Origin of the sequence: Aureimonas sp. ME7 (assembly GCF_903970965.1) — a bacterium.
Lineage (GTDB): Bacteria > Pseudomonadota > Alphaproteobacteria > Rhizobiales > Rhizobiaceae > Aureimonas.
Window position 1 is genome coordinate 572,248 of record NZ_CAJCKW010000001.1, and the last position, 12,414, is coordinate 584,661.

Here is a 12,414-nt window from a genome sequence, read left to right on the forward strand (position 1 = left end):
GTCGAAACCTCCTTCTCGTCCACTCGCCTGCGGCGGTCGGTCAAAGGGAAGGCGAGCGGGCCGAAGGCCCGCTCGCCTGGGATCATGCGTAGATGTAGCCACCCGAGACGATGATGTTCTCGCCGGTCATGAACGTGTTCTTCGGGCCTCCGGCCATCAGTACCCATTCGGCGATCTCCGGCGGCTTGGCGCCGCGCCCGAGCGGGCTGGCCTTGGTGAGTTCGGCCAGGAAGCCCGAGGCGACCGCCTTCTCCGTGGCCATGCCCGCGGGCGCCACCGAGTTGACGAGGATGTTGTCGGGCGCCACGAGATGGGCGAAGGACCGCGTCAGGCTGACGACGGCGGCCTTCGTCGCGGCGTAGTGCATGTTCTGCGGATGCGCCTTGAAGGCATCGACGGACGTCAGGTTGACGATCCGCCCGCGAACCTCCTCCTTCGGCTCCTGCGCCTGCATGTGCCGGACCGCCGCCACCATCATATGGTAGGTACCCTTGATGTTTATGCCGTTCGAGGCGTCCCATTCCGCGTCGGTGATCTCCAGCGGAGGCCGCCGGGGGTAGATGGCCGCGCAGTTGATGACCGTGTCGACGCGTCCGAGCTTGGCGACCATCGCCTCGAAGGCCGAATGGCACTCCGGTCCGATCTGGATGTCGCAGCGCGCCGTCGCCGTCGGCAGACCCTTGGCGCGTGCCGCGCCGAGAGCGGCCTCTGCGGCCTCCGTGTTGATGTCGATGATGCCAACGGCGCTGGCGCCCTCGGCAACCACCCGCTCGGCCAGGAGCGCGCCGAGGCCGGAGCCTCCGCCGACGATGACTACGGACAAATCCTTCATTTCTTCGATCCTTGGGTGGTGCCGCTGGGCGTCGTGGGGCGGGTGGGCATGATGTCGAAGCGCGTGACGTCGGCCCGCTCGGGAAGGGCAAGCACGGCGACGATCATCGCTGCGACGTCCTCGGGCTGGAGCGCGACGCCGCCCGCGTACATCGCAGCGCGTGACTCTTCATCGAGGATGGACTTGTAGAGCTGCGTCTCGACCCGGCCCGGCACGATCTCGGTCACGCGGATGCCGAAGCCCGACACGTCGACGCGAAGGGCCTGCGCGAACCCCGCGATGGCTGCCTTCGTTGCCGAATAGACCGCAACGTTGGGGAAGGCGGCGTGGGCTGCCGACGATCCGACGAACAGCACATGGCCCGAGCCCCGGGCGCGCATGCCCCCGATCACCGCCCGCGTAAGGAGGATGGCGGAGCTGACGTTGACTTCGAGCGCCGTGTCGATGTCCGCGAGAGCCATGTCGGCGAAGTTGCCGAGCGGCGGCATGACACCCGCATTGTTGATGAGCACGTCGATCCGGAGGTCCGCGACGATCGACTCCATCGCCTCCCGATCGGAGACGTCGGCCGCCAGCGGGCGGATGGACGGGTGTTCGTCACGAAGGGCATCCAGCGACGCGGCGTTCCGGCCGGTGGCGTAGATCTCGTAGCCAGCTTGTGCGAGAGCGATGGCCGTTGCCCGACCGATGCCGCTCGTTGCGCCCGTGATGAATGCAGTCTTCACATCGGCACTCCAGATTTCCCGGCCTCACTCTTGCGCGCTGGCGGCCCATGGAAAATCAAGAAAATGCGTAAACACGAAAGTTCAGATTTCTAGTTCCCAATTGCGATATAGGCGCATGATGCAAAAACAGGCGCCGAAACATAGTCCCAGGCCCGTCCGGCGGCGGATATCCAAAAGGTTCATCTGCCAAGGCGGTAGATGCTGAAACTTTAGGCAGAAAAGCGGCGTTTTGCAGCGCGAAAGAATTTTGGCGATGCGTCAACGCGCGGCTGTGGAGAGCGGCGGGGTCGGTTGCGTGAGTTCGGCGAAGAGTAGAGCTGCCGCCGCTTTCTGTTCCTCGTCCCCTTGGTCGATCCCTGATGCCAAAGCCAGGGCCCTGACGCGCTCCAGGCTGTTCGATAGGTGCCGGCGCATGTTCATGCGGGCAGCGTCCACGTCCTGCTCGACGATGGATGTTACGATGTCGGTGTGTTCGGAGTGGATGCGGGCGTAGTAGGCATGCTTGAGCTCGGGCATGACGACGAGCGCGAGCTGGAACCGCGGAACGATGATCGGGCGCAGGTAGGTCAGGAAGCCGTGGATGAACTCGTTGCGGGTGGCTTGCGCGATCGCGAGGTGGAAGGCGTAGTCGTAGTGGATCTCGATGGAGGAAGGGTCCTCCTGTCGCGCGTCGATCTCGTCCATGATGGCGACTATGGCGCGGGCTTCCTCGTCCGTCCGTCTTTCGGCACACAGGCCCGCCGCCTCGGTCTCGACGCTGAGGCGCAGTTCGAGGAGCGAGATCGTCTCCGGCAGCGTCTTCAACGACTCCGCGGAGATCGAGAAGTTGCGGGGGGCGGGCGCCTCGCTGACGAACATGCCGCGCCCCTGCTCCGGTATGATCAATCCTTCCGAGCGCAACCGGGCCACTGCCTCGCGGATCACCGTGCGGCTGACCTCGTACGCGGCACAGAGTTCTGCCTCGGTGGGCAACTGGGCGCCGGGCGCCAACTTGCCCGACCGAATCTGCTCCAGAAGGTCCTCCGCGACGACGGTGGAAAGGGGCTTTCGCCTCGCCATGCTGTCCGCTCCCTTCCTCCGCCCGCGCGGGTTTGCCGCTAGACCGCGGCCGTCACGATCAGCTCGACCAGCATGCCCGCCTTCGCCATGCGGCCCTGGCCCGAGGAGCGCGCGGGGGCGTGCTCCTTCGGCATCCAGGCGTCCCAGACCGTGTTCACCTCGTCGAAGTCCCGTACATCATCAAGCCACATCTGGACATGGAGGATGCGGGTCTTGTCCGTGCCGGCCTTGGCGAGGAGATCGTCGATCTTGGCAAGGACCTCACGCATCTGGTCGGCCGCGGACCGGCCGGGCTGCGCCACCTGTCCCGTCAGGTAGACCGTGCCGTTGTGGATCACGCCGTGGTGGATGCGGGTGTCGAAGTCGAAGCGGTGGATGTCGCTCATGGTGTGGTCCTCAAAGCGCCGCGTCGTCGCGGATCGGGTTGCCCTGGAGATACTGGGCGTAAGGGGCCTGGACGAGCCAGCCGGCGTCCACCGGCAGCGTGACCCCGGTGATGGAGGCGGCGCGCTCGCCGCACAGGAACAGCGCGGCCTCGGCGACGTCGTTCGGCTCCACGAAGCGGCGGAGCGCCGTGGAGGCGGTGATCGCCTCCGGGTTCCGCTCGCCGCGAGCGATCTTGGCCTTGAGGCCGTCGGACAGGGTGTAGCCCGGGGCGACCGCGTTGACCCTGACCCCCTTCGGGCCGAGCTCGGCCGCGAGGATCTGCGTCAGCGCCAGCACCGCGTGCTTGCCGGGTGTGTATGCCGGCAACGAGAGCGGCGCGAACGAGGCAAGGGAGCCGACGTTCAGGATCGCTCCGCGCCCGGCCGCTGCCATGCGACGCCCGAAGACTTGGCACCCGATCAGCGTGCCGCGATAGTTGACGCGCCACAGGCGTTCGTCCTCGTCGAGGTCCTGCGCCAGCACGCGCTTGCCGCTCTGGAGGATGCCGGCGCAGTTGACGAGGACGTGCGGGGCGCCGAACGCCTCGTCGCCGGCGCGGGCGAGTCCCTCGACCGACGCTTCGTCGGCGACGTCCACTGGCACGAAGCGAGCGTCCGGTGCTCCGGCGGTGCGGCAGTCGGTGGCGGTCGCCTCACCGCGATCCCGATCCCGGCCCGCGACAACCACGCGGTCGCCCTCCTGTGCGAAGCGCAGTGCGATGGCTCGCCCGATTCCGGATGTTCCGCCGGTGACGACGACGGTGCGCGCTTCAGCCATTCGAGCGATCCTTGCGCTCGATGTCGAAGAACTCCGACATGCCCCTGACCTGGAAGTCCATCATCGGACGTCCGGCCTGGACCTTGCAGCCAACCTCGCGCGCGGCCTTCAGGAGCGGCGTCTCGGCCGGCTCCATGATGATGTCCATCACCGTCATGTCGGCGGTCAGCTTGGTGGTGTCGAGCGGCAGCGGATCGCTGGCCTTCAGTCCCATGGGCGTAGCGTTGACCACGAGTTCCATACCCGTGGGGTCTGGATCGCCGACCTGTATGGCACAGTTCGGGAAGGCCTCCGAGACCAGGTTGGCGAGGCGCTTGGCCCGTTCACGGTCAACATCTGCCAACCGGATCTGGGTCGCGCCCTCCTCGGCGAGACAATAGCAGAGGGACGCACCCGCGCCGCCCGCCCCGACGAGGAGCACACGCTTGCCGGCGATCGGGTGGCCGCTGTCCTTCAGGGCATTGACGAAGCCAACGCCGTCGAAGTTGTCGGCATACCAGGTGCCGTCGGGCAGACGACGGACCGAGTTCGCGCTCTCGACGCGCGAGGCACGTTCGTGTGCCGACGCACACTTTTGGTAGGCCGCCGCCTTGTAGGGCACCGAGACGATGACGCCTCGGACGTTTTCCGTCGCGGTGACGCCTGCCCAGAAGGCATCGAAGTCGTCCGGCTTGCAGGACACCGGGACCATGAGGCTGTCGAGGCCCTTCGCCTCAAAGATCTCGTTGAACACACCGGGGCTCTTCGCGTGGCCCACGGGATGGGCGAGCATGTAGAAGACGTCGGCCTTGCCTGATCCACGCATGTACATCATGCCTTTCCGTTGGAGAGTTCGTGATCGGCGAGGCGCTCCAGCGCCCGCACGAGCGAGGAGTGGTCGGCCTCCGCGCCGCCGTCCAGAGCGGCGCAGGCGCTCATGAGCTGCTGGGTCGAGGCGGTGTTGGGCAGCGCGACGCCGAGCGCGCGGGCGCTGTCGAGCGCCAGGGCCAGATCCTTCTGGTGAAGGCGGATGCGGAAGCCCGGCGTGAACGTGCGGTTGATCATCCGCTCGCCGTGGACCTCCAGGATCCGCGACGCCGCGAAGCCGCCCATCAGGGCCGAGCGGACCTTCGCGGGGTCGCATCCGGCCTTGGACGCGAAGACAAGAGCTTCGCCGACTGCCTCGATCGTCAGGGCGACGACGATCTGGTTGGCGATCTTGCAGGTCTGGCCTGCGCCGTTGGCCTCGCCGACGAGCGTGATGTTCTTGCCGAGCGTCTCCAATAGCGGCCGGGCGCGCTCGAACTCCTCCACCGGACCGCCGACCATGATCGTCAGCGTCGCGGCCTTGGCGCCGACCTCGCCGCCCGAGACCGGGGCGTCGAGATAGCCGGCGCCTTTCTCGCGGAAGGCTTCGGCGAAGCGCTGCGTCGCGATCGGGCTGATCGAGCTCATGTCGATGACGAGGGAGCCGGACTGTATACCCTCGATCACACCGTTCGCGCCCAGAAGAACCCGCTCGACGTCCGGGGTGTCCGGCAGCATGAGGATGACGACGTCGGATGCTGCGGCCACCGCGGCTGGCGTATCGAGAACGGTCGCCCGAAACCCATCCGGCAGGGGAGAGCGGTTCAGCACGGTCGAGATCGCGTGGCCAGCCGCCGCGAGGTGCGCCGCCATCGGCGCCCCCATCACGCCCAACCCAATGAAACCGATGTTCATGCGTTCAAATCTCCTGTCCGTTCGAACTCACTTGCGGGACATTCTACGGCGATGTTATATGACGTCGTACAAATTTCAATCCCGATGTCGGTGAGGAAGCGAATGATCGAGCGTCGGAATGCGCTTAAGGCGGCCATGGCCGAAGGGCGGCCTTCCATCGGCGTATGGTGCTCGCTGGCATCGGCGCTGACCACGGAAGTCGTCGCGGGCTCAAGTGCGGGCTGGGTGCTGATCGACGGCGAGCACAGCCCGAACGACCTGCGCACGATCATGGCGCAGCTTCAGGTGCTCGGCGGCCATTCCTGCGAAGGCGTCGTGCGTTCGCCGTCCGACGATCCCAACCTGATCAAGCAGTTGATGGATGTCGGCGCGCGGAGCCTGATGATCCCGAATGTGCGTACGGCGGAGCAGGCCCGCGAGATCGTGGCGGCGGCGACATACGCGCCGGCCGGGCGCCGGGGCTTCTCGGTGTCGCATCGCGCGAACGCCTTCGGCCGCATCGCCGACTATCATGCCAACGCCACGAGCGAGCGGTTGCTCGTCCTTCAGATCGAGTGCGAGACGGGCGTCGCCAACGCGCGGGAGATCGCCGCGGTCGAGGGCGTCGACGTCCTGTTCGTCGGGCCGGGCGACCTGTCCACGAACATGCGCGCGATGGGACGGCCGAACGATTCGGCCGTCCAAACCGCGATTGCCTCGGTGCTGCGCGATACGTCGGCCGCGGGCAAGGCTTCGGGCATCCTTGCCCCGGCGAAGGCCGACGCCGACCGCTATCTCGATGATGGCTTCACCATGGTCGCCGTCGGTTCCGACCTCGGGCTGCTGGCGCGCGGCTCCGACGCACTTGTCGCATCCTTCCAACGCTGACCCGCGAGGCCAAGGCCATGCCCATTCCCGCCTACAAGGCCCCGTCCAGGGATCGCTACGACATCGTCATCGTCGGCGGCGCCGCGGTCGGCTCCTCCGTCGCCTACTGGCTCTCCCGGGCGCTCGGCGACACCGCCTCGATCCTCGTGGTGGAACGCGACAGCTCCTACGCCTTCTCGTCGACGGCTCTCTCGACCAGCGCCATCCGCCAGCAGTACTCCAACCCGATCAACGTCAAGATCAGCCAGTTCGGCGTCGAGATCATCCGCTCCTTCGCCGAGCGCATGAAACCCTTCTATCCCGACGAGCCGTCGCCCGATCTCGGCTTCAAGGAATACGGCTACCTCTACTGCTTCTCGCCGGACGGCGTCGATGCCGCCAGGGCACGCGTCGAACTCCAGCGACGCCTCGGCGCGCACACCGTGTTCCTGGATCAGGATGCGATCCGGGAGCGCTTTCCCTACGTGAACGTCGAGGATCTCGGTGGTGCGTCGTGGGGAGCGGAAGCCGAGGGCTGGTTCGACTCGATGGGCCTCCTCAACGGCTTTCGCCGGGCGGCGCGCCGCTCGGGAGTCGAGTACATCGACAACGCCGTTACGGGGTTGACCGTTGAAAACGGTCGCGTGGTCTCTGCGTCGCTCAGCACGGGCGAGACGGTGTCCTGCGGCACGCTCGTCAACGCGGCGGGGCCGCGCGCGCAGATGATCGCCGGCATGGCAGGGCTGTCGATCCCGGTCGAGCCGCGCAAGCGCCACAGCTTCGTCTTTTCCAGCGCAACGCCGATCCCCGGCCGCATGCCCAATGTCATCGACCTCACCGGCACCTTCGTACGCCCCGAGGGCGAGCTATTCCTCACCGGCAACACGCCGAGCGACGACGGACCCGCCGCTTACGAGGACTTCGAGACGCTGCATGCCGAGTTCGAAGACTATATCTGGCCCGCGCTCTGGCACCGCATCCCGTCCTTCGACGCGCTGAAGGTGCAGCAAAGCTGGACGGGGCACTACGAGTACAACACGCTCGACCACAACGGCATCGTCGGCTTCCACCCGGAGGTGACGAACTTCATGTTCGCCAACGGCTTCTCCGGCCATGGCCTGCAACAGTCGCCGGCCGTCGGGCGCGCCGTGTCCGAGCTGATCATCCACGGCGCGTTCCAGACGCTGGACCTCACGCCGTTCCAGTACGAGCGGATCCCGCGAAACGAGCCGTTCATGGAGGAGGCGGTCATCTGATCGCCTTCGCCATCATCCGTCCCTCCATGTCCCGATTTTGAGCTGAGTCCATGAAGATCCTCGTCTGCGTGAAGCGTGTCGTCGATTACAACGTGAAGGTCCGAGTGAAGGCGGACGGGACGGGCGTCGAGCTCGCCAACGTGAAGATGTCGATGAACCCGTTCGACGAGATCGCGGTGGAGGAGGCGCTGCGGCTGAAGGAGAAGGGCGGGGCCACCGAGATCGTGGTCGTGTCGGCCGGTCCGGCCCAAGCGCAGGAGACGATCCGCACCGCGCTCGCCATGGGCGCCGACCGAGGCATCCTCGTCAAGGCCGAAGGGCGCCTGGAGCCGCTGGCCGTCGCCAAGCTCCTGAAAGGCGTCGTCGAGGCCGAGACGCCCGACCTCGTCATCCTCGGCAAGCAGGCGATCGACGACGACTGCAACCAGACCGGCCAGATGCTGGCGGGGCTTCTGGGCTGGGCGCAAGGGACCTTCGCCTCCAAGGTCGAGGTGGCGGACGGCGCGCTGAACGTTACTCGCGAGGTGGACGGCGGCCTGCAGACGGTGGGTCTCACCCTGCCGGCGATCGTCACCACGGACCTTCGCCTCAACGAGCCGCGCTATGCGTCGCTCCCCAACATCATGAAGGCGAAGAAGAAGCCGCTGGAGGAGCGGGACGCGGCGGAGTTCGGCGTCGACCTGAAGCCCCGCCTCGAGGTCGTGAAGGTCGCCGAGCCGAAGGGCCGTCAGGCGGGCGTCAAGGTCGGCTCGGTGGACGAGCTGGTCTCCGCCCTCAAGGGTGCCGGGCTCGTCTGAGCCGGATCACCCGAGCCATCCCGTTTCATTCCGTTCGCGAGACCCATTCCATGACCACGCTTCTGATCGCCGAGCATGACAACACGACGCTCTCGGGTGAGACCGCGAAGGCGCTGACTGCAGCATCCCAGATTGGCGGCGAGGTGCATGTCCTCGTCGCGGGCGAGAGCTCCGCTTCTGTCGCCGAGGCCGCCGCCAAGCTGTCGGGCGTCGCCAAGGTGCTGCATGCCGACGCTGCCGGCCTCGGCCATCACCTCGCCGAGCCGCTGGCCGCCCTCGTTGTGCAGCTTGCCCCCTCCTATGACGCGATCGTCGCGCCCGCGACGGCCTCCCTGAAGAACGCCCTGCCGCGCGCGGCAGCGCTTCTCGACGTGATGCAGGTGTCGGACGTCATCGCGGTGCACGGCACGGATACGTTCGAGCGCCCGATCTATGCCGGCAACGCGGTGGAGACGGTGCGCTCGGGTGACCGGATCAAGGTGCTCACCATCCGCACGGCGGCCTTCGCGGCGGCAGACGCGGCGGGCGGCTCGGCCTCCGTCGAGAGCGTTGGTGCCGCCGCCGATCCGGCCGTCTCGAAGTTCGTCTCCGAGGCGGTCGTCCATTCCGAGCGCCCCGAACTGTCGGGCGCCAAGATCATCGTCTCAGGCGGCCGGGCGCTCGGCTCCAAGGAGAAGTTCGAGGAGGTCATGCTGCCGCTGGCCGACAAGCTCGGTGCGGCGGTGGGCGCATCCCGCGCGGCGGTGGACGCGGGCTATGCGCCCAACGACTGGCAGGTCGGCCAGACGGGCAAGGTGGTGGCGCCGGACCTTTATGTGGCCTGCGGCATCTCGGGGGCGATCCAGCATCTCGCCGGCATGAAGGATTCGAAGGTCATCGTCGCCATCAACAAGGACGAGGACGCCCCCATCTTCCAGGTCGCCGACCACGGCCTCGTCGGCGACATCTTCCAGGTTATTCCCGAGATCACCTCCAAGATATGAACCAACTCGCCGGCGGTGCCCGCGCCAGCCGCCGTTCCTTGCCGGACCGCACGGTACATCCCGATCCGGCGCTGCCACATCCCGGAACAGTCATGACCGCCACGACCGAGCTGCCCGAACGCGAATCCATGGAGTTCGACGTCGTCATTGTCGGCGCGGGGCCGGCGGGCCTAGCCGCGGCGATCCGCCTGAAGCAGCTCGACCCGGACCTTTCGGTCGTCGTCCTGGAGAAAGGCTCGGAGGTCGGCGCGCACATCCTGTCCGGCAACGTGCTGGACCCGTCCGCCCTCGACGCGCTCCTGCCTGAGTGGCGCGGCGAGGAGACGCCGATCAAGCAGCCCGTCCTAGACGACCGCTTCTACCTGCTCGGTGCCTCCGGTTCGGTCCGCCTGCCGAACGCGCTCATGCCGAAGCTCATGGGCAACCACGGCAACTTCATCGTCTCGCTTGGGCTCGTCTGCAAGTACCTCGCCGGAAAGGCCGAGGCGCTGGGCGTCGAGATCTATCCCGGTTTCTCCGCCGCCCATCTCATCCGCGACGACGCAAACCGCGTCGTCGGCGTGGCGACCGGCGACATGGGCATCACGCGGGAAGGGGTTCCCGGCCCGGTGCACCAGCGTGGCATGGCGCTCATGGGCAAGTACGTCCTCTTCGGCGAGGGCGTCCGCGGGTCGCTCGCCAAGGAGCTGATCCGCGACTACGACCTTTCGCGGGACCGTGAGCCGGGGAAGTTCGGACTCGGCATGAAAGAGCTGTGGGAGTTGCCGGAAGGGCGCGCCCAGCCCGGCCTCGTGCAGCATTCCTTCGGCTGGCCCCTGAAGGGCAACACGGGCGGCGGGTCGTTCATTTACCATCTCGGCGGCAACCAGGTCTTCGTCGGCTTCGTCGTCCACCTCAACTACAAGAAACCGCACCTGTCGCCCTTTGGCGAGTTCCAGCGCTTCAAGACGCATCCGGACGTGGCCGCGCTTCTCGATGGAGGCAAGCGCATCGCCTACGGTGCCCGCGCCATCACCGAGGGTGGCTTCCAGTCGGTGCCGAAGCTCGTCTTCCCCGGCGGGGCGCTCATCGGATGCTCGGCCGGCTTCGTGAACGTCCCACGCATCAAGGGCGCGCACAACGCAATGTGGTCCGGCATGCTTGCGGCACAAGCGACCATCGACGCCTTGGCGGCGGGCCGCCGGCACGACACCCTCGACACCTACGAAGCGGCATGGCGGGATTCGCCGATCGGAAGGGACCTCGAGCCCGTCCGGAACGTCAAGCCGCTCTGGTCGAAGTTCGGGCTTCTCGGCATCGGCCTCGGAGGACTCGACATGTGGACGCAGCAGCTATTCCGCGGCTTCTCGTTCTTCGGCACACGGCGCCATGGGAAGCCGGATCACGCCTGCCTTCAGCCCGCCGCCACGCAGCCGGCGATCGACTACCCCAAACCCGACGGGGTGCTCACCTTCGACAAGGTGTCCTCGGTCTACCTGTCGAACACGAACCATGAGGAGGACCAGCCGGTCCACCTTCGCGTCAGGGACCCAGCGCTCCAGCACGCGTCCGAGTTTAAGGTCTACGGCGGCCCTTCCGAGCGCTACTGTCCGGCGGGCGTGTACGAGTGGGTGGTCGGTGAGAGAGGCAAGGAGCGGTACGTCATCAACGGCCAGAACTGCGTCCACTGCAAGACCTGCGACATCAAGGACCCGAACCAAAACATCGACTGGACGCCGCCGCAGGGCGGCGAGGGACCCGTCTACCAGGTCATGTGAGATGTCCGCGGACTCGGGCGTCCCAATTGCGAGACTGCACGCTGCCAGCGGCGACCGAGGGGTGCCTGGACCGAGCCAATACCTTGATGCTGGCCCAAGTCCCCCGCGTCGCAAAGGCTCGTACGCTGCAAGGGTCCATTGGCCGTCCGTGGTCGCTGGCGCTTGCCAGGCGTCCCGGTCCGGCCGGACGGGATGGATCTGGATCCCGTCACGGCCGATCTCGGTTGGCCATCGTTCAGGCGGCCAGGGAGTTCCTAGGCATGCGATCTTCGGCAGCTTCGATCAAACCCCGCAGCCCCTCACGCTCGGACGGCGTGAGTTCGGTGAGTGGCGTGCGCACCGGGCCACCGCGACGCCCGACGGCATCGACGCCAGCCTTGACGATGGAGACGGCGTAGCCCTTCCCGCGGTCCCGGAGGGCGATGTAGGGCAGAACGAACTCCTTCAGTTCGCGGGCGACGAAGTCGCGGTCACGGGCGCGAACGGCCTTGTAGAAGTGCAAGGCCCATTCCGGCATGAAGTTGAAGATTGCCGAGGAGTAGGTCGTCACGCCCATCTCGAGATACGGCATGGCGAAGGTCTCTGCGGTCGGCAGTCCGCCGATATAGGTCAGGCGGTCGCCCAGCTTCGAGGCGACGCGGGCCATCAGCTCGAGGTCGCCAACACCGTCCTTGAAGCCGACGAGGTTCGGGCAGCGCTCGCAAAGCTGGGCGAGGGAGTTCTCGTCGAGGACGGCGTTGGCGCGGTTGTATACGATCACCCCGATGCCGACCGAGCGGCAGACCGCCTCGACATGGGCGACGAGACCCTCTTGTTTGGAGCCGATGAGGTAGGGCGGCAGGAGCAGGAGGCCGTCGGCGCCGGCCATTTCAGCGGCCTGCGCGATCTCGATGGCGAGCGCGGTGCCATAGCCGCATCCAGCGATCACGGGCACCCGCCCGTTCGTTTCTACGGTGGCGGCGCGCACGACCGACTCCACCTCGCGTGGGGTCAACGAGAAGAACTCGCCGGTGCCGCCCGCAGCGAAGAGGGCGGCGACGTCATAGCCGAGGAGCCAGGCGCAATGGTCACGGAAAGCGGTCTCGTCGAACCGGTTCGCGGTATCGAACTGGGTGATCGGGAAAGTCAGGAGGCCGGATCCGACAGCGTTGGCCATCGCGATGGGGGAAAGGTTGGTCATGGTTTGTTTCTCCGATTCTGGCGCGGCCGGTCGGGATCTTTGACCCGGGGGAGGGCGATCGAACTGGTCTGCCAT

At 66.8% G+C, this 12,414-nt stretch carries 13 protein-coding genes; 5 read left to right on the top strand and 8 right to left on the bottom strand.

All coding sequences use genetic code 11. From position 1 onward, the window contains the following. Positions 1-82 precede the first annotated feature (82 nt). The 7 genes from H7A85_RS02630 to H7A85_RS02660 form a co-directional block, all read right to left on the bottom strand. Positions 83-832 (bottom strand): SDR family oxidoreductase, encoded by a 750-nt coding sequence (locus H7A85_RS02630; RefSeq protein WP_182084317.1) that lies wholly within the window; start codon positions 830-832, stop codon positions 83-85. Then, on the bottom strand, positions 829-1,557 hold the full coding sequence (locus tag H7A85_RS02635; protein WP_182084318.1) for an SDR family oxidoreductase: 729 nt from the start codon (positions 1,555-1,557) through the stop codon (positions 829-831). The genes H7A85_RS02630 and H7A85_RS02635 overlap by 4 nt, the downstream gene beginning before the upstream one ends. A 258-nt stretch (positions 1,558-1,815) precedes the next feature. Continuing rightward, positions 1,816-2,616, bottom strand: a complete 801-nt coding sequence (locus tag H7A85_RS02640) for a FadR/GntR family transcriptional regulator (protein ID WP_182084319.1) — start codon at positions 2,614-2,616, stop codon at positions 1,816-1,818. A 38-nt stretch (positions 2,617-2,654) separates the two neighbouring features. After that, entirely contained in the window at positions 2,655-3,002 is a 348-nt protein-coding gene (locus H7A85_RS02645) for a RidA family protein (protein WP_182084320.1), read from the bottom strand. A 10-nt stretch (positions 3,003-3,012) separates the two neighbouring features. Further along, positions 3,013-3,819, bottom strand: coding sequence for an SDR family oxidoreductase (locus tag H7A85_RS02650; protein ID WP_182084321.1), 807 nt, complete (start codon positions 3,817-3,819; stop codon positions 3,013-3,015). Further along, a complete protein-coding gene (locus H7A85_RS02655) occupies positions 3,812-4,624 on the bottom strand; it encodes a shikimate dehydrogenase (RefSeq protein ID WP_244630889.1) in 813 nt (270 codons plus the stop codon). Before H7A85_RS02655 ends, H7A85_RS02650 begins: the two co-directional genes overlap by 8 nt. 5 nt (positions 4,625-4,629) lie before the next feature. After that, positions 4,630-5,520 (bottom strand): 2-hydroxy-3-oxopropionate reductase, encoded by an 891-nt coding sequence (locus H7A85_RS02660; RefSeq protein WP_182084323.1) that lies wholly within the window; start codon positions 5,518-5,520, stop codon positions 4,630-4,632. A gap of 102 nt (positions 5,521-5,622) precedes the next feature. Between H7A85_RS02660 and H7A85_RS02665 the strand changes: the two genes are divergently transcribed. From H7A85_RS02665 to H7A85_RS02685, 5 genes are all read left to right on the top strand, one after another. Continuing rightward, positions 5,623-6,387, top strand: a complete 765-nt coding sequence (locus H7A85_RS02665; protein ID WP_182084491.1) for an HpcH/HpaI aldolase/citrate lyase family protein — start codon at positions 5,623-5,625, stop codon at positions 6,385-6,387. A gap of 17 nt (positions 6,388-6,404) precedes the next feature. Further along, a complete protein-coding gene (locus tag H7A85_RS02670) occupies positions 6,405-7,622 on the top strand; it encodes an FAD-dependent oxidoreductase (RefSeq protein ID WP_182084324.1) in 1,218 nt (405 codons plus the stop codon). A 50-nt stretch (positions 7,623-7,672) separates the two neighbouring features. Next, positions 7,673-8,419 carry an electron transfer flavoprotein subunit beta/FixA family protein gene (locus tag H7A85_RS02675; RefSeq protein WP_182084325.1) on the top strand — a complete coding sequence of 249 codons (747 nt, stop codon included), beginning with the start codon at positions 7,673-7,675 and terminating at the stop codon, positions 8,417-8,419. Between the two features lie 50 nt (positions 8,420-8,469). Then, positions 8,470-9,402 carry an FAD-binding protein gene (locus H7A85_RS02680; RefSeq protein ID WP_182084326.1) on the top strand — a complete coding sequence of 311 codons (933 nt, stop codon included), beginning with the start codon at positions 8,470-8,472 and terminating at the stop codon, positions 9,400-9,402. A gap of 92 nt (positions 9,403-9,494) precedes the next feature. Continuing rightward, complete coding sequence (locus tag H7A85_RS02685) at positions 9,495-11,159, top strand: electron transfer flavoprotein-ubiquinone oxidoreductase (protein WP_182084327.1); 1,665 nt, start codon at positions 9,495-9,497, stop codon at positions 11,157-11,159. Positions 11,160-11,394: 235 nt separating this feature from the next. Here the strand turns inward: H7A85_RS02685 and kdgD are convergent, their stop codons facing one another. After that, the gene (kdgD, locus tag H7A85_RS02690; protein ID WP_182084328.1) at positions 11,395-12,339 is read right to left on the bottom strand and encodes a 5-dehydro-4-deoxyglucarate dehydratase; all 945 of its coding nucleotides are present in this window, start codon (positions 12,337-12,339) and stop codon (positions 11,395-11,397) included. Positions 12,340-12,414: the final 75 nt, after the last annotated feature.

Excerpts from the sequence above, each read along its gene's own strand:
- H7A85_RS02630 (WP_182084317.1), bottom strand. The coding sequence starts at position 832 with ATGAAGGATTTGTCCGTAGTCATCGTCGGCGGAGGCTCCGGCCTCGGC.
- H7A85_RS02640 (WP_182084319.1), bottom strand. The coding sequence starts at position 2,616 with ATGGCGAGGCGAAAGCCCCTTTCCACCGTCGTCGCGGAGGACCTTCTG.
- H7A85_RS02645 (WP_182084320.1), bottom strand. The coding sequence starts at position 3,002 with ATGAGCGACATCCACCGCTTCGACTTCGACACCCGCATCCACCACGGC.
- H7A85_RS02650 (WP_182084321.1), bottom strand. The coding sequence starts at position 3,819 with ATGGCTGAAGCGCGCACCGTCGTCGTCACCGGCGGAACATCCGGAATC.
- H7A85_RS02655 (WP_244630889.1), bottom strand. The coding sequence starts at position 4,624 with ATGCGTGGATCAGGCAAGGCCGACGTCTTCTACATGCTCGCCCATCCC.
- H7A85_RS02660 (WP_182084323.1), bottom strand. The coding sequence starts at position 5,520 with ATGAACATCGGTTTCATTGGGTTGGGCGTGATGGGGGCGCCGATGGCG.
- H7A85_RS02665 (WP_182084491.1), top strand. The coding sequence starts at position 5,623 with ATGATCGAGCGTCGGAATGCGCTTAAGGCGGCCATGGCCGAAGGGCGG.
- H7A85_RS02670 (WP_182084324.1), top strand. The coding sequence starts at position 6,405 with ATGCCCATTCCCGCCTACAAGGCCCCGTCCAGGGATCGCTACGACATC.
- H7A85_RS02675 (WP_182084325.1), top strand. The coding sequence starts at position 7,673 with ATGAAGATCCTCGTCTGCGTGAAGCGTGTCGTCGATTACAACGTGAAG.
- H7A85_RS02680 (WP_182084326.1), top strand. The coding sequence starts at position 8,470 with ATGACCACGCTTCTGATCGCCGAGCATGACAACACGACGCTCTCGGGT.
- H7A85_RS02685 (WP_182084327.1), top strand. The coding sequence starts at position 9,495 with ATGACCGCCACGACCGAGCTGCCCGAACGCGAATCCATGGAGTTCGAC.
- kdgD (WP_182084328.1), bottom strand. The coding sequence starts at position 12,339 with ATGACCAACCTTTCCCCCATCGCGATGGCCAACGCTGTCGGATCCGGC.